Genomic DNA, 20,651 nt, shown 5'->3' with positions numbered 1-20,651 from the left:
GTTGGATTTGGTTTCGGAACACTCACCGGTGACCGGAACCCGCCCCTTCAATCGGCGTCAGGCCAAGGAGAACGCCGCCTTCCTCGCCGCGCTCCGCCGCACCGGCAATGCGCGGGAGGCGGCGCGCAGCCTCGGCTTCCACCGCTCGACCATGACCAAGCGCCGCTCCCGCGACGCCGCCTTCGCCGCCGAATGGGACGCCGCGCTCGTCATCGCGCATGCGCGCCTCAACGAAAGCGACCCAACGACCGACCAGCCCGACACCAGCGAGCCCCGCGCGGTCCGCACCGCGTCGGGCCGGATGCAGCTGCGCACCCTCCCTGCCCGCGCGCTCGACCGCGCCGCCGAACAGGCGTTCCTCTCCGCGCTCAGCGCCACCGCGAACGTCCGCCTCTCCGCCGCAGCCGCCGGCTTCAGCCACTCCGCCTTCTACGCCCGCCGCCGCCAGAGCCCCGCCTTCGCCCGCGAAATGCAGCTCGCGCTCGAAACCGGCTATGAGCGCGTCGAAATGGCGCTGATGGAAGCCGCCCTCGCCTCCAGCTATCGCGACGACGCTTGGCGCCACAATGATCCCCCGGCGATCCCCAGCATGACGGCGGACGAGGCGCTGATGCTGCTGCGCCTCCACCACCAGAGCGTCCGCCTTCAGGAAGAACCCCCGCACATCAAGCGTCGCCGCGGAGAAAGCCGCGAAGCGCACAGCTACCGCCTGTCCGCCATGTACGAAGCCCGCCTGCAACGCGCCCGCGACGCCTTCGACGTCGCCGAAGCCGCCCGCCGCTCCGCGACGGCGGCGGCCAGCGAGAGCCCGTTTGAGGAGCCGTGCCCGACGCTACCGGCACTCGATCAGGTCAAGGGGTGGCGGAAGGGGAAGGGGTGACGCGGCACGTTCCCAAGCAGGCAGGTGGTCCGTCACGGATATCTGATTGATGACGCGCCAGGATTCAGCGGGGAAGCGCCGAACCGATGTCCAGCGAGCGCGCTTTTGATCGTGTCTGATAAAGCCCCAGACAGATCAGAAGCCCGATCACGAGAACGACAAGCGATCCCGTCGCAAACCACTCTCCTGTGACGACGATCTTACCGGCCGGCGTGTGCCATTCTCGCTGACCGGCGCAGAGGAAGGGAACGACCAGCAATCCTCGCGCAAGAAAGATGACAGCGAAGATCCCGAGTGCGATCCGAAGGCCAAGCAACCTGCCCATCCGGCGAGCCACCAGGAAGCACGACAGCGCGATGCCGACGAGCAACGTCGCGATCGCGAGCGTGCCGAGCAACGCGGGCCAACTTCCCGCCGCCGCGGAAGCGACAATCGACGGTGGCGCCCCCAATGCGGCCATCCACCCCGCGCCCATCAACCACGCAGCCAGATGCACTGCGGCACCCGCAAGCAGTCCGATAGCGGCAAGATCGAGCGCAAATCCGCGCGACAGGCGTGTGTCACTCATGTGACACACAATAAGGTTGCACGCACCCGATGCAAGCGTTTGACGCTCAAACAAAAAAGCCGGGGCTCTCACCCCGGCTTTCCCGTAACCAAACCTGTATCGAAGCCTTACTTCGACCGCTCCACCTGATCGAAGTCCAGCTCGACCGGCGTCGCACGGCCAAAGATCGACACCGACACCTTGACCTTCGACTTGTCGAAATCCAGTTCCTCGACCACGCCGTTGAAGCTCGCGAACGGGCCTTCCAGCACCTTGACCGCGTCGCCGATCTCGTAATCGACCTTGACCTGCTGCTTGGGCGCCGCGGCGGCTTCTTCCTTGGTGTTCAGGATGCGCGCCGCTTCGGCCTCGCTGATCGGCTGGGGCTTGCCCGACGAACCAAGGAAACCCGTCACCTTCGGCGTATTCTTGACCAGGTGATAGACGTCGTCGTTCATGCTCAGCTTGGCGAGGACATAGCCGGGGAAGAACTTCCGCTCCGACTGGATCTTCTTGCCGCGCCGCACTTCGGTGACGGTCTCGACCGGCACTTCGACCGATTCGACCAGCGCGTCGAGGCCCAGCCGCGTCGCATCGGCCAGGATCTGGTCCCGAACCTTGTTCTCGAAGCCCGAATAGGCGTGAATGATGTACCAGCGCGCCGCCATGGAATGTTTCCCGTTATCTGGCCGCTCAGCCCGCGAGGCTGAGGAGGAAGTTCACGATCGCGCCGAACAGACGGTCGACGCCGAAGAAGAAGAGGCCGAGCAGCGTCGCCATGATGAACACCATGACCGCGGTCATGATCGTTTCCTTGCGGGTGGGCCACACGACCTTCTTGGTCTCGGCCTGCACCTGGCGCATGAATTCCAGCGGACTCGTCTTCGCCACGTTCTGCCTCACGAATAAATTGCCCGGCATCGGGACAGGTTTCTCCGCCCGGCTCCTTGAGGAAGGAACCCGGCGAACCCCATCACGCTGTCGGATTGGGGACGCTATCTAGCGACTGTGCGACAGGGGGGCAAGGGGCTTGGGACGCGGCCCTTTTCAATCCTCCCCCTCACCGCAAATCCACAATCTCCACCACGGGCAGCGTCACCCGCGCGCCCTGCTCCCCCCAATGGCGATAGTTGAACACCGCCCCCTCGCGCCGCACCCGCGCGACCTTGGCCGGGTCGATCTCCCCGAACACCCATCCCGGCGCATCGATCGCGCCCATCGCCACCACGCCATCGGCGGGAAAGCCCAGATCGGGCGGGCCATAGATCCCCGCCGCGCCATGGCTGGTGCCGAGCGAGGGGGTCCATTCGGCCTCCCCCACCACCGGCGCCTGCGCGACATAGCATTGGTTCTCCAGCGCCCGTGCCTGCGCCCCCACGCGCACGCGGTGATATCCGTGCAGGCTGTCGGTCGCCGATGGCGCGAGGATCAGGGTCGCTCCCGCCTCCGCCTGCGCGCGGACCAGCAACGGGAATTCGACATCGTAACAGATCGCGATCCCGATCCGCCCCAGATCGGTGTCGAACACGGTCAGCGGCGCGCCGCCGCCGATATTCCATTCCTCGCGCTCGAACCGCGTCATCACGATCTTGCGCTGCGTGCCCATCTTGCCGCTCGGCGCGAACAGCCGCGCATTGTTGCGGAACACCCCGTCGCCCTCCCGCACCGGCAGGCTCCCGGCGCAGATATGGATGCCATGCCGCACCGCCAATTCGGCGTGCAGCGCATCGACCCGCTCCACCAGCCCGCCCAGTGCCGCGATCGACCCGTGCAGGTCATCGACGCTCGCGGGATCGAGCGCGGTCAGCTCCATCCCGGCATATTCCGGGAACAGCGCGAGTCTGGCGCCGCCGTCCGCCGCCTCCGCGACCCAGCGCGCGATCTTGGCCGCATAGCCATCCCAATCGGCAAGCTGCTCGACCGGATAGGCCGCAGCGGCAAGGATGAAGGCGGTCACAGCGCGCGGCTCCAGAATTGCAGCCGGTGCGGCGTCTCGCCCGCCTCGCCCAGGTCCGCCCAGTGCATCGTGCAGACCAGCCCCGGCACTTCGCGATAGCCGCGCGCGGTCCAGAACGCCGCATGGCTGCGCGCGCCCGGCGGCCGCATCGGATGGTCGTCGGGCCGGATCACCGAACAGAAGGTGGCGTGGGCCGCCCCCGCCCGCCGCGCCCCCGCCTCGCGCTGGTCGAAAAACGCATGGCCAATCCCCCGCCCGCGCCACTGCGGCAACAGCACCGATTCGCCGAAGTAAAAGGTCGTGGGAACGTCGAACCCATGCGCCGCCACCGGCTCCAGCACCGCAGCGCCCTGCGCGCTCAGCGGCGACGCGGTCGCCATGCCGATAATGTCATCGCCATCGAACGCCGCGACCAGCACCGCATGCGGCGCGGCGGCAAAGCTGGCGAGATACCCGCTCTCATACCCCGCATCGCCATCGTAGAGGTACGGCCATTCGCGAAACACCGCGATCCGCAACCGCGCCAGATCGGCGATGCGCTCCTGCACCTCGCCGGGATCGAGCGTGCGGACGCTGATGCTCATCCGCCTACCTGGGCGATCCAGTCGGCAAGGTTGTAGTATACCGAGACGCGGGCGATCGCGCCGTCGCGGACTTCGAAGAACGCCCCTGCCGGCAGGACATAGGTCTGGCCGGTCGCGGGGGGCAGCCCTTCGTCGCTCGTCAGATACTCGCCATGGACAACAAACTCCGCCGCCGCACGCGCACCATCCGGCGCCGTCATCACCACGATATCGGTCAGCCGCTCGCGGTAGCACCGGTCCATATGGGCCAGGAAATCGCGGAACGCCGCCTTCCCGCTCTGCCGCCCGCCCTGGTTGATGTCATGCGCGACATCTTCGGTCAGGCACTCGAGCATCGCTTCGCTGTCGCCGGCATTGAACGCGGCGTAATAGCGCTCGATCAGCGCCCGGGTCGCCTCCGCGCTCATACCAGCGCCACCACCGCAAAGCCGCCGATCAGCGCGGCGAGCACCAGCCAGCCGATCAGGTTAAGCCGCTCCTCGATCACCTTCTGCACCGGCTCGCCATATTTCTTGAGCAGGAACGCGACGAGGAAGAAGCGCGCCCCACGCGTGATCGTGCACAGCAGGATGAACAGGCCCAGCGGATAGTGCGACAGGCCGCTGGCGATCGTCACCAGCTTGAACGGGATCGGGGTCAGCCCCTTTACCAGGATCAGCGCCGCGCCCCATTTCTGATAGGCGGCGGTGAAACCCTCGAATGCGCCATGCCGGAAAAACTCCAGCACCTGATGCGCGAACCCGGTCAGAAAATAGCCGATGGCGTACCCGAACAGCCCGCCCAGCACCGACGCAATCGTGCAGATCGTCGCAATCCGATACGCCTGATCCCGCCGCGCCAGCACCATCGGCACCAGCATGACGTCAGGCGGTATCGGGAAAAAGCTCGATTCGGCAAAGCTGACGGTCGCCAGATAGCGGTCGGCGTGGCGATGACCGGCCAGCCTCAGCGTCCAGTCATAGAGCGCGCGGAACATGCGGGGCGATACCTCTGCAAGGGAACCGGGGCGCGCCCGGGAAAGTGGCAGGGGAGCTCGGATTCGAACCGAGGGCCTTCGGTTTTGGAGACCGACGCTCTAACCAGCTGAGCTACACCCCTGTGCGGTGCCGCGCTTTAGCGACGCTTTGGGAATCGCACAAGAGCCGCTTGCGACCAAAACCCGAATAGAACATATATAGAACACACGCATTCCAACATTGCAAGCGGAAAAGCACGCGCTTGCCTTTTTCCCGCTTCGCCGTTAAGGGCGCGCGCTTCCACCGGATACCGTTGGAATTGCGGGAGCACCGGATCGCAAGTCCGGGGCGCTTGGACCGCTAAACTTGAACCGGGCGTGGGCTTGCCCCCGTCCAGCGACAGAGTGAGACACATGGCAAAGAAAATCACGGGCTATATCAAGCTCCAGGTGCCTGCGGGCTCCGCCAACCCCTCGCCGCCGATCGGTCCGGCGCTGGGTCAGCGCGGCGTCAACATCATGGAGTTCTGCAAGGCGTTCAACGCGGCGACCGGCGAGATGGAAAAGGGCACCCCCCTCCCCACCGTCATCACCGTTTACGCTGACCGCAGCTTCAGCTTCGAAACGAAGCAGCCGCCGGCAACCTACCTCATCAAGAAGGCCGCAAACCTCAAGTCGGGCTCGAAGGAGCCGGGCAAGATCTCGGCCGGCAAGATCACGCGCGCGCAGCTCGCCGATATCGCGACCGCGAAGATGAAGGATCTCAACGCCAACGATCTCGATGCCGCAACGCGCATCATCGAAGGCTCTGCCCGCGCGATGGGCCTCGAAGTGGTGGAGGGCTGAACCCATGGCTAAGCAGACCAAGAAGCAGAAGGCCCTCGCTGGCACCGTCGACCGCGAAAAGCTGTACGGCGTCGATGAAGCCATCGCGCTGGCACAGAAGAACGCGACCGCCAAGTTCGACGAGACGATCGAAGTCGCGCTGAACCTGGGCGTCGATCCGCGTCACGCCGACCAGATGGTCCGTGGCGTCGTCACGCTCCCGGCTGGCACCGGCAAGACCGTTCGCGTCGGCGTGTTCGCCAAGGGCGCGAAGGCGGACGAAGCGCGCGAAGCGGGTGCGGACGTCGTCGGTGCCGAAGACCTGCTCGAGATCGTGCAGGGCGGCAAGATCGAGTTCGATCGCTGCATCGCGACCCCGGACATGATGGGTCTGGTCGGCCGCCTCGGCAAGGTGCTGGGTCCGAAGGGCCTGATGCCGAACCCGAAGCTCGGCACCGTCACCATGAACGTCGCCGAAGCGGTCAAGGCTGCCAAGGGCGGCCAGGTCGAATATCGCGTCGAAAAGGCCGGTATCATCCATTCGGGCATCGGCAAGGCGTCGTTCTCGGCCGCCGACCTGCGCTCGAACTTCGACGCGCTGGTCGATGCGGTGATCAAGGCAAAGCCGTCGGGCGCCAAGGGCAAGTATCTGCGCAAGGTCGCAGTCTCGTCCTCGATGGGCCCGGGCGTGAAGGTCGACGTCGCCCAGGTGTCGGCGATCTGATCTTCGCAACGCTGCGAAACACGAAGGACCCCGGGGGCAACCCCGGGGTTTTTTCGTTCCCGGGCCACCCCCTCGCCAAAGCTGCAAGAATGCGCTAAGGGGCGCGCAAATCCCCGCGACAAATTCGATTCCGACGCGCTGCCCGCGGGGCGCGCGGCATATTTGTGAGCTTGATGCCCTTTTCACACCTCCCCACCCGCCTCGCCGAGGCGCTGACCCAGCGCGGTTACGAAGCGCTGACCCCCGTTCAGGCCCAGGTGACGCAGGACGACGCGCGCGGCCGCGACCTGCTCGTCTCGGCCCAGACCGGGTCGGGCAAGACCGTCGCCTTTGGTCTGGCCATGGCCGAAGACCTGCTGGATGACGGCGCGCTTCCCGCGCCGCGCCTGCCGCTGGCGCTCGTCATTGCCCCGACGCGCGAACTGGCGCTTCAGGTCGCCAAGGAACTGGGCTGGCTCTATGCCGCGGCGGGCGCGCGGGTCGCGACCTGTGTCGGCGGCATGGACGCCTCGCGTGAGCGGCGCGCGCTGTCGCACGGCACGCATATCGTCGTCGGCACGCCGGGCCGGTTGCGCGACCATCTCGAGCGCGGCGCGCTCGACCTGTCCGCGCTCAAGGTCGCGGTGCTCGATGAAGCCGACGAAATGCTCGACATGGGCTTTCGCGAGGAGCTGGAGGCGCTGCTCGACGCGACCCCGACCGAGCGCCGCACCTTCCTGTTCTCCGCCACGCTTGCAAAGCCGATCGTCGCGCTCGCCAGGCGCTACCAGCGCGACGCGCTGCGCATTTCGACCGTGGGCGAGGATCGCGGCCATGGCGACATTGCCTATCAGGCGATCACCGTCGCGCCGTCCGACATCGAACATGCCGTGATCAACCTGCTGCGCTTCCACGAGGCTGAGACGGCGATGCTGTTCTGCGCGACCCGGGACAATGTCCGCCATCTCCACGCCAATCTGGTCGAGCGCGGCTTTTCCGCCGTGGCGCTGTCGGGCGAGCACAGCCAGTCGGAACGCAACCATGCGCTGCAGGCACTGCGCGACCGCCGCGCGCGCGTCTGCGTCGCCACCGACGTCGCTGCGCGCGGGATCGACCTGCCCACGCTCAGCCTGGTGATCCATGTCGAGCTGCCGCGCGACGCCGAGGCGCTTCAGCACCGATCGGGCCGCACCGGGCGCGCTGGGAAGAAGGGCACCGCCGTGCTCATCGTCCCCTATCCGCGCCGCCGCCGCGTCGAAATGACGCTGAAGCAGGCGAAGATCAATGCCGAGTGGCTGCCGGTTCCCAGCGTCGAGGACATCAAGGCCAAGGACCGCGACCGGCTGATCGAAAAGATCACCGCCCCGGTCGAGCCGGACGAGGATGATCGCGCCCTCGCCGCCGAGCTGATGGAAAAGATGACGGCGGAGGATATCGCCGCCGCCCTGGTCCGCGCACACCGCGCATCGATGCCCGCGCCCGAGGAACTGATCGATCGTGGCCCGTCCGATCAGCGCGGGCCGGTCCATCGTCCAGGCTTTGACGATACGGTCTGGTTCAGCATGAATGTCGGCCGCCGCCAGAATGCCGATCCGCGCTGGATCCTGCCGCTGATCTGCCGTCGCGGCCACGTGACCAAGAGCGAGATCGGCGCGATTCGCATCGGTGCCGGCGAAACCCGCTTCCAGGTGCCCAGCGCCATTGCCGACCGCTTCGCGCGCGAAGTGGCCAAATCGGCGGGGCCGGACGAGGATGTGTTGATCGAGCAGGCCGACGGCCCGCCCCCGCCCGGCACGCGTGGCGACCACGAACCGCGTCACGGCAAGCCGCGCAACCACAGCCGCCCAATGCACCGCGCGCGTCCTGCGGGTGGTCCGGGCGCAGGCCAGCCGCCGCGCTCGCCCAAGCCCCATCGCGGCAAACCGCCGAAGAAGTGATTGCCGCATACGCTCGTAACCCCGGCCCTGTGCCGGGGTCTACTGCTCAGCCCGCCCTGTCGTTCGCGGCTGACGCGGGGTACATGCCGCACCCGTTGGGATGTTCGGTACAGTGGCCCCCGGCACAGGGCCGGGGTGACGCTGAAGAGAAAATGGCATGACCGCCCCCATCGACATCCTGGTCGACGCCGACGCCTGCCCGGTCAAGGACGAGATCTACAAGGTCGCGTGGCGGCGCGACGTGCCGGTGACGATCGTCGCCAACAGCTTCATCCGCATCCCGGATCACCCGCTGATCACGCGCAGCATCGTCTCGGACGGGTTCGACGCGGCGGACGATTGGATCGCCGAGCGTGCCGGACCAAAGACGGTGGTGATCACCGCTGACATCCTGCTCGCCGACCGCTGCCTCAAGGCGGGCGCCACCGTTATCGCCCCCACCGGCAAGCCGTTCACCACCAGCTCGATCGGCGCCGCCATCGCCACCCGCGCGATCATGGCCGATCTGCGCGCCGGGGGCGACCAGATCGGCGGCCCCGCCCCGTTCGGGAAGCAGGACCGCTCGCGGTTCCTTTCGGCGCTCGACGAAGTGCTGGTGCGCCTCGCCCGGACTTGACCCCCACCCTTCCGGGGGTATGGAGGCGGTCGCAACACCGGCCTGCCCGGTACGGCGCGCCGCCTCTTACGGGTTTCCGGCCTGCGCGCCCGCTTATCCCGAGCCCGCACGCATGGAGACTTCCGCATGGCGTGGATCATCCTCGGCATTGCCGTGTTCACCGAAATCATCTGGGCATTGAGCCTCAAATGGGCCGCGACCGCCGGCACCTGGCAATCTGCGATCGTGCCGATCGTGCTCAGCTTCCTCAACATGGCGCTGCTCGCGCTGGCGATGCGCGACATCCCGGCGGGCACCGCCTATGCCATCTGGACCGGGCTCGGCGCGGTCGGGGTCATCATCGGCGGCGTGATCCTGTTCGGCGACAAGGTGTCGCTGGTACAGGCCGGGTTCATGGCGCTGATCGTCATCGGCGTTGCCGGGACCAAGTTGAACGCATCGGTCTGACATCGGGCGCGTGAACCGGCGCGTCGGCGGGTGACAACCGCCGACGTCGCCCTTATCATCGCCCGCACCGGTCAAAAGGAAGCAGTTTTCGATGTTCGCACCAACCGGGCCGCGTCTGATCGTGGCCTCTCTGGCACTCTCGACGGCGACCGCAGCGCTGGCCCAGACGGCCGCGCCGTCGCCGACGCCCAGCGCATCTCCGACCGCCGCGCCGGTTCAGGCCCAGCCGACTCCGGTCGCGCTGCCCCTGCCCGCGGTCACCCCGGCGCAGGCGGAACAGCTGCGCCGCATCATCGTGCAGGGCCGGATCGCCCATGGCCTGCGCTATTCGACCCAGGCGGCCGAAGTGCTCCCCGCCGATGACGCAGGACTGGTCCGCGCCGCCCTCGATTATGCCCGCGCGATCCATATCGGTCGGCTCGACACCGCCGACTTTCAGGAGGATTGGGCGCTGCGCCCGGCGGCGTGGGACCCGATTCCCGGCCTCACCCGCGCGCTTGCCGACAACCGGCTGGCGCCATGGTTTGCCGACCTCGCCCCGCCGTACGAGGGCTATGAGACGCTGCGCGCCGGCCTCGCCCGCTATCGCCTGATCGAGGCGGCGGGCGGCTGGAGCGCGATCCCCGCCGGCCCCGACATGACGGTCGGCTCCACCGGCCCGCGCGTCGCCGCGCTGCGCGCCCGGCTCGCGGTCGAGGATGACGGCGTCGCCCGCCTCGGCAACAGCTTCGATGCCGAGCTGAAGGAAGCCGTGATCCGCGCGCAGCGCCGCTACGGCCTCAACCCCACCGGTACCGTGTCGAGCGGAACGCTTGCCGCACTCAACGTGCCGGTCGAGGGGCGGCTGCGTCAGATCATGGCGAACATGGAACGCTGGCGCTGGATGCCCAAGTCGATGCCGACCGACCGAGTTCAGGTCAACATCGCCTCGGCCAGCGTCGCGGTGTTCGAAGGCGACCGGCCGGTGATGTCGATGCGCGGCGTGACCGGCAAGCCCGGCGGCGGCGAGACGCCGATGCTGGTGTCCAACATCCATTCGGTCGTCATCAACCCGCCCTGGAACGTCCCCGCCGGCATTGCCGCGCGCGAGCTGTTCCCCAAGGGATCGGCCTATCTCGCACGCAACGGGTTCAAGGTGATCGGCACCGGCGCCAACCGCCGTCTGCAGCAACAGCCGTCGCACTCGGCACTCGGCAAGTTCAAGTTCGACTTCAACAACCCCTTCGCGGTCTATCTGCACGATACGCCGAGCAAGGGCACCTTCTCGCGCTTCGACCGGCTTGCCAGCCATGGCTGTATCCGCCTCGAACGCCCGGCCGACCTTGCCAACCTGCTGATGGCCGGCGATCCCGTCTGGACGCCGGAAAAGGTTGCGGAGACCGTTGCCGAGGGCAAGACGACGCGCGTCCCGCTGCAAAAGCAGGTCGCGGTCTACCTGCTCTACTGGACCGCCTATGGCAGCGCGAACGGGGCGATGAATTTCCGCGGCGATCCCTATAACTGGGACAAGACGCTTGCATCCAAGATCGAGGCGCGCTCGGCCACCCAGGCCCAGTCCGCGCGCTGAGCCACACCGGGAGACAGACATGAACACGCGCAACACGCTCAAGCTCGCCACCGCCCTCGCCGCCGCCGCGGCGCTCGCCGCCTGTTCGGGTGCGTCGGAGGAAACCGCGCCGGTCGAGAACGAAGTCAACGCGATGGAGCTGACCGAGGATCTACCCGAAGAAAATCTGGCGGAGCCTGCGCCGATGGCGATCGACAACATGGCCGCCCCGGCCCCGGTCGCCGAACCGGCCCAGCCCGACGAAGAGCAGATTCAGGACGACGCCGAAGCCGTCGGCATGACCGCTCGCGTCCAGCGCGGCGACAGCGCGGGCAACCAGACCGCCCCGGCGGAGTAAGCCACTCTAATTCCTCCCCTGCCCCACAGGGGAGGTGGCGCCGAAGGCGACGGAGGGGCCGCCCTCACAGAGGGCGGAGTTTTGCCGAGCTGTTCACGGCTGTCTGCGCAGCCGCCCCTCCACCGCACGCTACGCGGGCGGTCCCCACCCTTGACTCCTGCCCCCCACCCGCTATGAGCGCGCCTTCGCGTCGCGGGACAACCGCAGCGCGTTCCGTCCGAGACAGTGGGTGTGCGGCATCTGGCCACACTTAATCTCCCACCAAGACGGGGACAGAGATTTACACCGGTCGCCTTCGCATCGCGGAGCGTCCGGGTCAGCCCGCCGGACCCTTCCGGCCCTGACGATCATGCCCCCACGGACAATGGGAATCGGGCAGCCGCCCGGTTTCTGGCGTAACCGCTCCGGCCCTGGCCGGGGCATAGTGAGGAGACAGGCATGGATCGTTCTCAGAAGACCCAGGCCGTTGCCGAGCTGAACAGCACCTTCAACGAGGTCGCAGTGGTGGTCGTCACCCGCAACCTCGGGATGACCGTCAAGCAGTCGACGGACCTCCGTAACAAGGCGCGTGAAGCCGGCGCGAGCTACAAGGTCGCAAAGAACCGCCTTGCCAAGATCGCGATCGAGGGCACCGATTATGCGGTGCTCGCGGACCTGCTGACGGGTCCGACGGCGCTTTCCTATTCGACCGATCCGGTCGCCGCCGCCAAGGTGGTGTCGGATTTCGCCAAGACGAACGACAAGCTCGAGATCGTCGGCGGCGCAATGGGAAGCATGCTGCTCGACGCGGAAGGCGTGAAGGCGCTCGCATCGCTGCCTTCGCTCGACGAACTGCGCGGCAAGATTGTCGGCCTGCTTCAGGCACCGGCAGCCAAGCTCGCGTCGATCACCCAGGCACCCGCGGCGCAGCTCGCCCGCGTGTTCAATGCCTATGCGGAGAAGGACGCGGCCTGAGCCGACGTTCATTTGCGATTTTTCGAACCAATCTGAATTTTTGAAGGGAATATCAAATGGCTGACCTGAACGCTCTTGTTGACCAGCTGTCGGAACTGACCGTCCTCGAAGCCGCTGAGCTGTCGAAGCTCCTCGAAGAGAAGTGGGGCGTCAGCGCCGCTGCTCCTGTCGCGGTTGCCGCTGCTGGCGGCGCTGCTGGCGGTGCCGCTCCGGCCGCTGAAGAGCAGACCGAGTTCGACGTGATCCTCACCGGCGACGGTGGCAAGAAGATCAACGTCATCAAGGAAGTCCGCGCCATCACCAACCTCGGCCTGACCGAAGCGAAGGCTCTCGTCGAGGGCGCGCCGAAGGCCGTCAAGGAAGGCGTGTCGAAGGACGAAGCCGAGAAGCTCAAGAAGCAGCTCGAAGAAGCCGGCGCGACCGTCGAGATCAAGTAATCTCGCGGCTGCACCAGCAGCTTGTGAAGGGGGCGGTCCGGCAACGGGCCGCCCCTTTTCGTTGGCGGAACGCCTGCAGGCTGTTAGCGATGCGCGCCCATGGAAGAAGATCAGCCCGTCAGCGTCGGTCTTTGGGGTGACGGCGACGAGATCGCGGCGATCGATGAGGTCGAGGCGACGTTCGGCGTCACGCTCGATTATGCCGACGCGCCGACCTGGCAGACGGCGGGCGACGTGTTCCGCTCGCTGCGGAACGGACTCTCCGCCGAGGTCGCGAATGCCCCCGACACATGGGATCGGTTCGCCGCCGCCCTGACCCACGAAACCGGCGTCGATCCCGCGACGATCACGCCGGACAGTCCGCTGCTCGATGAAGCGGTCTCATGGCGCGGCCTCGGCAATCTCAGCCGGATGATGGCGGTCCTGCTAATCGCCAGTGCGGCGATCATCGTCCTGCTGGTGCTGGTCCTGCGTTAGGGTCCGTCCGCCCCTCGGCCCCGCAAACCCTTCGCGTTTCGACCACCCGGAACGCTTCATCCGCTTGATAACGAAAGATTTACGTCCTGCGCGCATCGCGATGCGGAGAGGAGCGACCCATGACCCGAGCCCTGCTCTGCGCGACGAGTGCCGTGCTGCTCCAGACGGGTTGCAGCACGGTCGACACCACCACGTTCGACAGCGCCAACCCGATCCACTGCATGGTGATTTTCGGGATTGCCGCGAAAACCGCCAAGCAGATCTCCCAGCCCCCGGTCGCCGAGCAGATGATGCGGCGCTTTTCCGCTCTCGCCGATCATCATGGCGGTTCGGTCTGGCTTGCCGAAATCAATGCAGAGGCGCTGGCGGTCGCCGACAGGATGGACGCCGCGAACGACCGGAAGGCGACGATTCAGCTGCTGGAAGGCTGCGAAGCGGCCCAGGACGCCGACCCCACGATGCGGGCCAAGGTCCGACAGCGTTAGGTTGACGCAGCACCCCCCGCTAGCCCGCGTCCTTCGGCACGTACCGCTTCGCCGCCAGCCGTCCGAACCCCTCGGCGGCGCGCTCGACCCATAGCGGTCCCAGCCGGTCGCTGCCCTGCGCCGGAACCGTTCCGATCATGAAGCTGTCGCGCAGCGTGCGGATCGACAGGCCGGAATACCATTTGAGCGCTACCGGTAGGATCGGCACGAACATCGGCTTGCCCTGGACATTGACCACGCGCATCTGCTCACCCGCCTGGGTCACCTGCCCCTTGAGCATGTGGATGCCGCCCGGCGCGATGCTGAACGGCTCCGACCCAGGTGCCATGCGCGCCGCGGCGTGGAAGCCGGCGATCTGGGCGTCCTGATCGGGATTGGCCGCAAACAGGCCGAGCACCGCGCGCACATTGTCGGCGGTCTCGGCCCCGCGATTCTGGATGTAGAGCTCGAAATCGATGCGCACCATATTGTCGCGGATCGCGGCCCGCAGCGGACGGATCTCGGTCACCAGCGGTCCGGGGGGCGGCGGCACCGGCGCAACCGCTCCGGCGGCGGGCCGTGGCGCAGCGGGAACCGGGGCGGCCGGGCGTGGCGGCACGGGCGACTTGGCCACACCGGCGCGCGCGGGCGGGCCAGGCGTGGGCGGCGACGCGATCACCGGCGTCTCGGCGATCTCGGCCTCCGCGTCCTCATCGCGACGACGGCGGCGGCGCCCCGCGATCGCCAGACCGGCACCAAGTCCCACAACCAGCGCCGCAGCCGCCGCCAGCGCTGGCCATAGCCAGACAGGCAGCGTGTCGCTGCGTGGCTCCGTCACCGAAGTCGGGCTGGCCTCTTCCGGAGCCGCGCCGGCCTGCGGCGTTGCCACCGGCGTGAAGTCGGATGGCCCGAACCGGGTCGGACTGGGCTGTGGCGTCGGCTGGCCCGGTGCTTGCGATGTAGGACGCGCGGCTGGCTGGCTAGCAGTCGGGCGCGGGGACGGCGTCGCGCGCGGCGGGATCGGCACCGGCGTCACCGTTGGCTGTGGCGCGGGCGTCGGCGTCGGCGTCGCACGCGGCGTCGGATTTGGGTTGATATCGAAATTGCCGATCGGCGGCGTGATCACCGTCGGCCGTTGCGCATCCTGGGCAACAGCCGGGCTCATCAGCACCAGGATCATGGTCAGCGCGGTGGTCGCGCGGAGGGTCGTCGCAGTCACGGCCCGCGCCTAGCATGGAGAAGGCGGGCCCGCGCATCAAAAAATGCGCAGGCCCGCCTGAAAAGCTACCCGCCCCGGCGCAAACCAGGGCGGATACAGTGGTCCGACATTACAGCTTGGCCGGAACGCCGACCAGTTCGGCCTCGATATCGGCATACATGGACGGATCGTCCTGGATCGCGATCGGCTCCAGCTGCGTACCGCCATTGACGCGGCCGATGCGGAAGGCTGCGGCCGTGCGCCCTTCGCGCCCGTCCGGCAGGCGATAGCGGGCATCGGCGACGAGCACCGGGGTAAAGCCATCGTCATCACCGGCGATCGCGTCGACCTTTTCGCGCGGCATGGTCAGCATGGCTTCCAGCATCGTGCCGTCGCCCGGCGCAATCGTTTCGGCATCGACGCGCGAGTCCTGCGGCGGGTTGGTCAGCATACGCTCGATGTCGCTCTGCTGGGCGCTGTGCTCGCCCAGCATGAATGCGCCGATCCGCACGTCCTCGGCCGGCGCGCCGCCGGCATTGGCGACGGTCAGCTCGAATCCGACCGACGCCCCGCGGCGGCTCATCCCGGCCCGGATCGGGCGAATCGCCAGTTCCAGCTGCGGACGCGCGCCAGCCGGCTTGGCCCCGCCCAGCATCGCGGCAACATCCGCGGGATCCGCCTCGCTCAGCGCGACATTCTCCAGTGCGGGCTTTTCCACATCCCGCTTGGGTGTGATTGGCTTGGCCAGAGGTGCGATCCGCTCGCCCAGTTCGGGCTCATGACGCGGTGCGATAAATGCCGGAGCGGCGGCGACAGGATCGGCGGCCGGACGCTCGACCACGCGATTGGGCATGGGACGTTCAGCGACTGTTTCACGCACCGGCTCGACCGGTGCGGCTACCGCGACTTCCTCCGCGATATAGGGTTCGTCCGCACGGCGGCGGCGCAGCAGCATCGCGCCGGCGATCAGGGCGGCAACCCCCCCCAGTGCGGCGAGGATCAGCCACATTGTCCCGCCCTCGCTGGGCGCGGTCTCGACCGGCGTAGGCACGGCTTCAGAGACAGGGTCGACCGCTGGCGGCACCTCCTGCGCGACCGGCTCCGCAGGAGCGGGGCTGGTCTCGGGTGCAGCGGCTGGCGCTGCAGCAACCGGTTCGGCTGCCGGTGCGGCACGCTGCGGCGCTTCGACCGCGCGGGTCGTACGGGCCTGACGCGCTTCGGCCTGGCGTGCCGCCGCCCGCTCGCGATCCTCCTGGCGAGCCTGTTCGAGCACGCCGGGGGCGACGGGCACACTGGATGCGCCGGAGGGGGCCGTCTGCGCCGTCGGCACCTGAACCGGCGGCGGCGTGACCGGTTGCGGAGCCGGAGCCGACGTGGTCGGAGCCAGCACGGTCGGCGGCGTCACCGTGTCCTGTGCCAGCGCGGTTGCGGGGAGAGCGGCGGCGGCGAAAAGCAGCGCCACTGCTCGGCGAAGCGCGGGTCGCGCATGATGTGCTGTGTGGGTCATAACGGGGGGTCAACAAGTGGAACCCGCGATTCGTCGCAGCCACGGCTCAAATTTGCGGCGAGTTGTTATCGCCCATCGGCCAGTCGATGATTCGACTTTACTGCAAAACATTCGGGGACGACTTGCGCCGCCCCCGTGACTAGTTGACGAAGAACATGAACATTTGTTCAGGGAACGGTCACCGTCTTGAATTCGATACCCTTTAGTTCCGGCAAAGCCTGAAGCTGCGGCGTGACGACCTTGAGGTCACCCACGACAACCAGCGTCATCTTGTCGAGTGGCAACCGCTTTGCCGCTTCGCTGATCTGCGCATTGCTGACGCCCAGCGTCGCCGGGACATAATTGTCCAGCCACTCGCGCGGCAGGCCGAGGGCATCGCGCGTCGCCAGCGTGTTGACCAGCGCGCCCGGGGTCGAGTTCTGGATCGCGAACAGCCCGGCCATATATTGGCGCATCCCGTTCGCTTCCTCGTCGCCCGGCGGAGTCGTCTGCAGCGCGCGGATTTCCTTGAATACCTCGGTCAGAGACGGGCCGGTCGCAGCCGTCGTGACATCGGCGTTGAACGTCCACAGCGCATTGGTCGGCAACAGCGCCACGCTCGATCCCGGCGAATAGGTGTACCCCTTATTCTCGCGGATATTGCGCGTAATGCGCGAGCTGAACGATCCGCCGAGCAGCGCATTCATCACCCGCGTCGGAATATCGCCCGGCGTGCCCGCGTCGGGCGCGGGGAAGACCAGGTTGATCGTCGATTGCGGCGCGCCCGGCCGGTCGACCAGCAGCACCTGCGGACCCTGCTTGGGGTTGACCGGGATCAGCGCCCGCTCCGGCCCCGCAGCCCAGCCGCCGAATGCCTTCTCCACCGCCGCCTTCACCGCCGCCGCGTCAAAGCGCCCGGCGATATAGAGGTGCGAGCGCTTCGCCCCGAAATTCGCGGCATGCCACGCCTTCAGCTTGGCGGCGTCATAGGCGTTGAACTGCGCCGGGGTCGGCAGCACCCGGCCATAGGGGTGGTCGGTGCCATAATAAGCGCGCGTCACCGCCGCATTGGCCAGCGTCCCCGGCTGAGTCAGCGCGATCGCAAGGCGGCGGTTCCAGTTTGCCTTGACCCGCGCCAGCTCCGCCTCGGGAAAGCTCGGCCGCTGCGCGACATCGGCGACCAGTCCGATCGCGTCCGTGATCCGCTCCGACAGCACGTTGATCGACACGCTGGAGGAAGTCGCACCCGCACCGGTCCCGATCCCGCCGCCCATCTCGGCGGCCTTTTGCGCGATCTGCGCTGCGGTCATGCCCCCTGCGCCCTCCCGCATCATGTCGAGCGTCAGCCCGGCGAGCCAGGTGTCCGACCCTCCGTTGATCGACCCGGTATAGGTCTGCAGCGACACCACCGCCTTGGGTACGACGCCATAGGGGATCAGCGTCACCTTCATCCCGTTGGCCAGGACATAGGTCTCGCTTGCCGGCACCTTGAACGGCTTGGGCGCGGGGATCGGCGGCGGGGTCGAGGGAAGCTCCTGCGCGGCAACGCCCATCGGCGCGGCGAGCAGGGCGGCAGCCGTCAGGCTGGCGATCATGCGGCGCATCTCACTTGCCTCCTTGCTGAGCGGCGGGCGCGGGCTGGGCCGCACCGGGATCGATGACATAGATCGACCGGTTGGTCGGGCGCAGATATTCCTGCGCCGTCTTCCGGATCAGCTCGGGCGTCACCTTGGCGAACCCGTCCTCCAGCGTGTTGACCTTGTTCGGATCATTGTCGAACAGCGCATAGACGGCGAGCAGGTCGATGAGGCCGATCCGCCCGGTGCCGTCGATCGTCGAATAGAGCGACGAGCGCATCTTGGTCCGCGCCCGCGCCAGCTCCTCCGCAGTCACGGGTTTCGTGCGAAGCTCCTCGATCACCGCATCGACCGCCGCCTTGATCTCGTCGCGGCTGCGGTTCGCATCATGCGTGAAGTTGAAACTCCACAACATCGGCCCCTGATAGTTGAACATGTTGCCCAGCGGGAAATTGATCCCGCCGCCAACCTCGCCCGCAATGCCCGTCTCGGCGACCAGCTTGCGGTACAGGCGGCTGTCATTGCCCTTGACCAGCATCTGGTCGATCAGGCCCATCGCGAACCATTCGGGCGTGCCGCGCGCAGGGACATGATAGCCTGCTGCCCATCCGGGTTTCGGCGCCAGAGCGTCGGTGCGCGCGCGGAACTTCTCCGCCGTCTGGCGCGGCTCGCTGATGTCGGGCAGCTTGACCGGCGGCGCCTTGGGCATCCAGCCATAATATTTCTCGACCATCGCCTTCGTCGCGGCATAATCGATGTCGCCTGCGACCACGAGCACGGCGTTGGACGGCTTGTAGAAGCTGTCGAAGAACTGCTTGGCGTCCGCGACCGTCGCCGCCTCGATCTCCTTCAGCTCGCCGTAGAAATTGTGGCTGTTGTACCAGTTGGTATTGGCCAGCATCGGCAGGTCGATCCACGGCCAGGTGCTGTAGGGCTGGTTGAGGACGTTGACCTTGACCTCGTTCCCCACGACGCCCTGCTGGTTCTTCAGCACCTCGTCGTTGATCACCGGCGCGGACATGCGATCCGCCTCGAGCCACAGCATCCGCTCCAGCGCGTTGGACGGCACCACCTCGAAATAGTTGGTGAAGTCGTAGCGGGTCGATCCATTGAGGATGCCGCCGGCATTGCTGATCGTGCTGATATGCACGCCCTTCGGCGCGTTCTTCGATCCCTGGAACAGCAGATGTTCGAACAGATGCGCAAAGCCCGTGCGCTCGCGCGGCTCGATCCGGAACCCGATGCCGTAATAGACGCCGACGGTGACCGTCGGGCTCAGCGTGTCCTTGGCCAGCACGACGCGCAGCCCATTGTCGAGCGTGAAATACTGCATCTCGACCTGCAGCCTGGCCGGCGCGGTCTGCGCTGCGGCAGGCGTCGCGGCGAGCCCGAGTGGCAGCACCGTCCCGGCCAGCGCAAGCGCGGTCATCCATCGTTTCACTGTCATGGCGATCCCCTCTGACTCGTCAGCTGTATTAGCCTATCAGTACAGCGCGCGAGGGCAAGGGGCGCTGGCCGAAGATCAGCGACGGGTTGCTAAAGTTCGCTCCTCATCCGCCGTGCGGAGGTGCGGCACGCACGTCAGCGGTGCGCCAGGTGCCAGTTGATCGCGACCCCGAACCGGTAATCGCGCCCGGCGCGCGCCAGTTCGCGCTGCGCGGCGGCGTCGAAACTCGCATAAGCCGCAATGCGTGCGCGCAACGCCTGGTCTTGCAGCCGCAACAGCGTGCGCGACGTCGCCGCACCGTCGGGCAGTCCCGCATAGTCGCGGGCAACATGGCCATAGGTCGCGATCAGGCCGGGATGGGTCGCGACATGATAGCGCCGCTGCTGAGCGAGTGCCTGCAACGACAGACTCGCCGCCTCAGCCGCGCGTCCCTGCAGATGGATCACGCGGGCAAGCCGGCCCAGCACGAGCCAGCGACTGCGTTCGGGTTCATAGGCCAACAACGCGCGGAATACGGTTCCCGCCGCTGCATGTTGCCCCGCTCTCTCGAACTCATCGGCCAATTGCGCGGAGATCCTGCGGGACCAGAACCAGCGTGAATCGTCGCTTTGCCGCACCTCGCCAGGTTTGATCGCCGCCATCAGCGTATCCGCCCGTTCGGCCATCTCGGCGGCTTGGACGGCGTGGGTCGCCACCTTCGCCATGTCACGCCGCGCCAGATAAATTCGCACCAGCGCCAAATGGAAATCGCTCTGCTCCCCGTGCACGGCGGGATCAGTCCCAGCGGACCGGGCGATGGCCTGCCGGAGCACCGTCTCCGCCGCGGCTATATCGAGGGTCTTGTCCCGCAGGCCGACCCGCCGTTCGGCTTCCTTCGCTGTCGCGGGGACCGGAGCGCTCGCCACGAACACGCCGACGCGCCATTTGGATTCGGCATAGCGCTCCATGACCGTGTCGCCCGTCCGGCTGGCAGCGGCCATCAGAGCGCCATAAAACTCGCTGCACGGCTTCACATCCGCCAGCGCGGCTTCACAGTCGGCGGCGATCTCCTCCCAGATCCGCTGAGCGGTGCGAAAATCGGCCTCCTTGGCAGCCTTTTGCGCAGCAAGTCGACGTGCCGTCTTCTCCGCCCGGAATGCGTCGAGGCGCCGCTCCTCCCCATCCGTCAGCGCGAGCGCTTGACCCGCTACCGCCGGCATGGCGATGCTGCTCAGCATGGCGAGAACAAGAATGCATCGCATCCGATGTCTGTATCA

General features: G+C 67.2%; 24 protein-coding genes and 1 tRNA gene. 12 read left to right on the top strand and 13 right to left on the bottom strand.

The window, feature by feature from the left end:
• Window positions 1-28: 28 nt before the first annotated feature.
• Window positions 29-880 carry a hypothetical protein gene (locus ACO05N_RS10320; RefSeq protein ID WP_422057019.1) on the top strand — a complete coding sequence of 284 codons (852 nt, stop codon included), beginning with the start codon at window positions 29-31 and terminating at the stop codon, window positions 878-880.
• Window positions 881-944: 64 nt separating this feature from the next.
• Here the strand turns inward: ACO05N_RS10320 and ACO05N_RS10315 are convergent, their stop codons facing one another.
• The 8 genes from ACO05N_RS10315 to ACO05N_RS10280 form a co-directional block, all read right to left on the bottom strand.
• Window positions 945-1,277 (bottom strand): hypothetical protein, encoded by a 333-nt coding sequence (locus ACO05N_RS10315; protein ID WP_422057018.1) that lies wholly within the window; start codon window positions 1,275-1,277, stop codon window positions 945-947.
• Between the two features lie 278 nt (window positions 1,278-1,555).
• Entirely contained in the window at window positions 1,556-2,095 is a 540-nt protein-coding gene (gene nusG, locus ACO05N_RS10310; RefSeq protein ID WP_422057017.1) for a transcription termination/antitermination protein NusG, read from the bottom strand.
• 25 nt (window positions 2,096-2,120) lie between these two features.
• Window positions 2,121-2,318: a preprotein translocase subunit SecE gene (secE, locus tag ACO05N_RS10305; protein WP_422057016.1), complete on the bottom strand. Its 198-nt coding sequence runs from the start codon at window positions 2,316-2,318 to the stop codon at window positions 2,121-2,123.
• A gap of 169 nt (window positions 2,319-2,487) precedes the next feature.
• On the bottom strand, window positions 2,488-3,384 hold the full coding sequence (locus ACO05N_RS10300; protein WP_422057015.1) for a carbon-nitrogen hydrolase family protein: 897 nt from the start codon (window positions 3,382-3,384) through the stop codon (window positions 2,488-2,490).
• On the bottom strand, window positions 3,381-3,968 hold the full coding sequence (locus ACO05N_RS10295) for a GNAT family N-acetyltransferase (RefSeq protein ID WP_422057014.1): 588 nt from the start codon (window positions 3,966-3,968) through the stop codon (window positions 3,381-3,383). The genes ACO05N_RS10300 and ACO05N_RS10295 overlap by 4 nt, the downstream gene beginning before the upstream one ends.
• Complete coding sequence (locus tag ACO05N_RS10290) at window positions 3,965-4,375, bottom strand: ketosteroid isomerase-related protein (RefSeq protein ID WP_422057013.1); 411 nt, start codon at window positions 4,373-4,375, stop codon at window positions 3,965-3,967. The genes ACO05N_RS10295 and ACO05N_RS10290 overlap by 4 nt, the downstream gene beginning before the upstream one ends.
• Window positions 4,372-4,944: a YqaA family protein gene (locus tag ACO05N_RS10285; protein WP_422057012.1), complete on the bottom strand. Its 573-nt coding sequence runs from the start codon at window positions 4,942-4,944 to the stop codon at window positions 4,372-4,374. Before ACO05N_RS10285 ends, ACO05N_RS10290 begins: the two co-directional genes overlap by 4 nt.
• Before the next feature lie 45 nt (window positions 4,945-4,989).
• Window positions 4,990-5,066: transfer RNA gene (locus tag ACO05N_RS10280), tRNA-Trp, on the bottom strand.
• A 271-nt stretch (window positions 5,067-5,337) separates the two neighbouring features.
• Here ACO05N_RS10280 and rplK point away from each other — a divergent pair.
• From rplK to ACO05N_RS10225, 11 genes are all read left to right on the top strand, one after another.
• Entirely contained in the window at window positions 5,338-5,769 is a 432-nt protein-coding gene (gene rplK, locus ACO05N_RS10275) for a 50S ribosomal protein L11 (RefSeq protein ID WP_422057011.1), read from the top strand.
• A 4-nt stretch (window positions 5,770-5,773) separates the two neighbouring features.
• Window positions 5,774-6,472: a 50S ribosomal protein L1 gene (gene rplA, locus ACO05N_RS10270; protein ID WP_066663143.1), complete on the top strand. Its 699-nt coding sequence runs from the start codon at window positions 5,774-5,776 to the stop codon at window positions 6,470-6,472.
• Between the two features lie 173 nt (window positions 6,473-6,645).
• Window positions 6,646-8,388, top strand: coding sequence for a DEAD/DEAH box helicase (locus ACO05N_RS10265; RefSeq protein ID WP_422058732.1), 1,743 nt, complete (start codon window positions 6,646-6,648; stop codon window positions 8,386-8,388).
• 157 nt (window positions 8,389-8,545) lie between these two features.
• Window positions 8,546-9,004 (top strand): YaiI/YqxD family protein, encoded by a 459-nt coding sequence (locus ACO05N_RS10260; RefSeq protein WP_422057010.1) that lies wholly within the window; start codon window positions 8,546-8,548, stop codon window positions 9,002-9,004.
• Between the two features lie 126 nt (window positions 9,005-9,130).
• Entirely contained in the window at window positions 9,131-9,451 is a 321-nt protein-coding gene (locus ACO05N_RS10255) for a DMT family transporter (RefSeq protein WP_422057009.1), read from the top strand.
• A gap of 91 nt (window positions 9,452-9,542) precedes the next feature.
• Entirely contained in the window at window positions 9,543-11,018 is a 1,476-nt protein-coding gene (locus tag ACO05N_RS10250; protein ID WP_422057008.1) for a L,D-transpeptidase family protein, read from the top strand.
• 19 nt (window positions 11,019-11,037) lie between these two features.
• A complete protein-coding gene (locus ACO05N_RS10245) occupies window positions 11,038-11,355 on the top strand; it encodes a hypothetical protein (protein ID WP_422057007.1) in 318 nt (105 codons plus the stop codon).
• A gap of 438 nt (window positions 11,356-11,793) precedes the next feature.
• The gene (gene rplJ, locus ACO05N_RS10240; protein ID WP_422057006.1) at window positions 11,794-12,309 is read left to right on the top strand and encodes a 50S ribosomal protein L10; all 516 of its coding nucleotides are present in this window, start codon (window positions 11,794-11,796) and stop codon (window positions 12,307-12,309) included.
• Between the two features lie 56 nt (window positions 12,310-12,365).
• Complete coding sequence (gene rplL, locus ACO05N_RS10235; RefSeq protein WP_257845036.1) at window positions 12,366-12,746, top strand: 50S ribosomal protein L7/L12; 381 nt, start codon at window positions 12,366-12,368, stop codon at window positions 12,744-12,746.
• A gap of 99 nt (window positions 12,747-12,845) precedes the next feature.
• Window positions 12,846-13,223, top strand: coding sequence for a hypothetical protein (locus ACO05N_RS10230; RefSeq protein ID WP_422057005.1), 378 nt, complete (start codon window positions 12,846-12,848; stop codon window positions 13,221-13,223).
• Between the two features lie 119 nt (window positions 13,224-13,342).
• Complete coding sequence (locus ACO05N_RS10225; RefSeq protein WP_422057004.1) at window positions 13,343-13,708, top strand: hypothetical protein; 366 nt, start codon at window positions 13,343-13,345, stop codon at window positions 13,706-13,708.
• Window positions 13,709-13,727: 19 nt separating this feature from the next.
• Here the strand turns inward: ACO05N_RS10225 and ACO05N_RS10220 are convergent, their stop codons facing one another.
• From ACO05N_RS10220 to ACO05N_RS10200, 5 genes are all read right to left on the bottom strand, one after another.
• A complete protein-coding gene (locus tag ACO05N_RS10220) occupies window positions 13,728-14,906 on the bottom strand; it encodes a hypothetical protein (protein ID WP_422057003.1) in 1,179 nt (392 codons plus the stop codon).
• 109 nt (window positions 14,907-15,015) lie between these two features.
• Complete coding sequence (locus ACO05N_RS10215) at window positions 15,016-16,347, bottom strand: hypothetical protein (RefSeq protein ID WP_422057002.1); 1,332 nt, start codon at window positions 16,345-16,347, stop codon at window positions 15,016-15,018.
• A 212-nt stretch (window positions 16,348-16,559) separates the two neighbouring features.
• Window positions 16,560-17,975 carry a M16 family metallopeptidase gene (locus ACO05N_RS10210; protein ID WP_422057001.1) on the bottom strand — a complete coding sequence of 472 codons (1,416 nt, stop codon included), beginning with the start codon at window positions 17,973-17,975 and terminating at the stop codon, window positions 16,560-16,562.
• Between the two features lies 1 nt (window position 17,976).
• Window positions 17,977-19,377, bottom strand: a complete 1,401-nt coding sequence (locus ACO05N_RS10205) for a M16 family metallopeptidase (protein WP_422057000.1) — start codon at window positions 19,375-19,377, stop codon at window positions 17,977-17,979.
• A gap of 152 nt (window positions 19,378-19,529) precedes the next feature.
• Window positions 19,530-20,636 (bottom strand): hypothetical protein, encoded by a 1,107-nt coding sequence (locus ACO05N_RS10200; RefSeq protein WP_422056999.1) that lies wholly within the window; start codon window positions 20,634-20,636, stop codon window positions 19,530-19,532.
• Between the last annotated feature and the right edge of the window lie 15 nt (window positions 20,637-20,651).

This window comes from Sphingomonas sp., assembly GCF_965227385.1.
GTDB lineage: Bacteria > Pseudomonadota > Alphaproteobacteria > Sphingomonadales > Sphingomonadaceae > Sphingomonas.
Note: the sequence above shows the minus strand (reverse complement) of the source record. Positions and strands in the feature narration are given on the sequence as shown.

Bases quoted from the DNA above. Each gene is read 5' to 3' on its own strand.
- nusG (WP_422057017.1), bottom strand. From the start codon at position 2,095: ATGGCGGCGCGCTGGTACATCATTCACGCCTATTCGGGCTTCGAGAAC.
- ACO05N_RS10295 (WP_422057014.1), bottom strand. From the start codon at position 3,968: ATGAGCATCAGCGTCCGCACGCTCGATCCCGGCGAGGTGCAGGAGCGC.
- ACO05N_RS10290 (WP_422057013.1), bottom strand. From the start codon at position 4,375: ATGAGCGCGGAGGCGACCCGGGCGCTGATCGAGCGCTATTACGCCGCG.
- ACO05N_RS10285 (WP_422057012.1), bottom strand. From the start codon at position 4,944: ATGTTCCGCGCGCTCTATGACTGGACGCTGAGGCTGGCCGGTCATCGC.
- rplK (WP_422057011.1), top strand. From the start codon at position 5,338: ATGGCAAAGAAAATCACGGGCTATATCAAGCTCCAGGTGCCTGCGGGC.
- rplA (WP_066663143.1), top strand. From the start codon at position 5,774: ATGGCTAAGCAGACCAAGAAGCAGAAGGCCCTCGCTGGCACCGTCGAC.
- ACO05N_RS10265 (WP_422058732.1), top strand. From the start codon at position 6,646: ATGCCCTTTTCACACCTCCCCACCCGCCTCGCCGAGGCGCTGACCCAG.
- ACO05N_RS10260 (WP_422057010.1), top strand. From the start codon at position 8,546: ATGACCGCCCCCATCGACATCCTGGTCGACGCCGACGCCTGCCCGGTC.
- ACO05N_RS10255 (WP_422057009.1), top strand. From the start codon at position 9,131: ATGGCGTGGATCATCCTCGGCATTGCCGTGTTCACCGAAATCATCTGG.
- ACO05N_RS10250 (WP_422057008.1), top strand. From the start codon at position 9,543: ATGTTCGCACCAACCGGGCCGCGTCTGATCGTGGCCTCTCTGGCACTC.
- ACO05N_RS10245 (WP_422057007.1), top strand. From the start codon at position 11,038: ATGAACACGCGCAACACGCTCAAGCTCGCCACCGCCCTCGCCGCCGCC.
- rplJ (WP_422057006.1), top strand. From the start codon at position 11,794: ATGGATCGTTCTCAGAAGACCCAGGCCGTTGCCGAGCTGAACAGCACC.
- rplL (WP_257845036.1), top strand. From the start codon at position 12,366: ATGGCTGACCTGAACGCTCTTGTTGACCAGCTGTCGGAACTGACCGTC.
- ACO05N_RS10230 (WP_422057005.1), top strand. From the start codon at position 12,846: ATGGAAGAAGATCAGCCCGTCAGCGTCGGTCTTTGGGGTGACGGCGAC.
- ACO05N_RS10225 (WP_422057004.1), top strand. From the start codon at position 13,343: ATGACCCGAGCCCTGCTCTGCGCGACGAGTGCCGTGCTGCTCCAGACG.
- ACO05N_RS10210 (WP_422057001.1), bottom strand. From the start codon at position 17,975: ATGCGCCGCATGATCGCCAGCCTGACGGCTGCCGCCCTGCTCGCCGCG.
- ACO05N_RS10205 (WP_422057000.1), bottom strand. From the start codon at position 19,377: ATGACCGCGCTTGCGCTGGCCGGGACGGTGCTGCCACTCGGGCTCGCC.
- ACO05N_RS10200 (WP_422056999.1), bottom strand. From the start codon at position 20,636: ATGCGATGCATTCTTGTTCTCGCCATGCTGAGCAGCATCGCCATGCCG.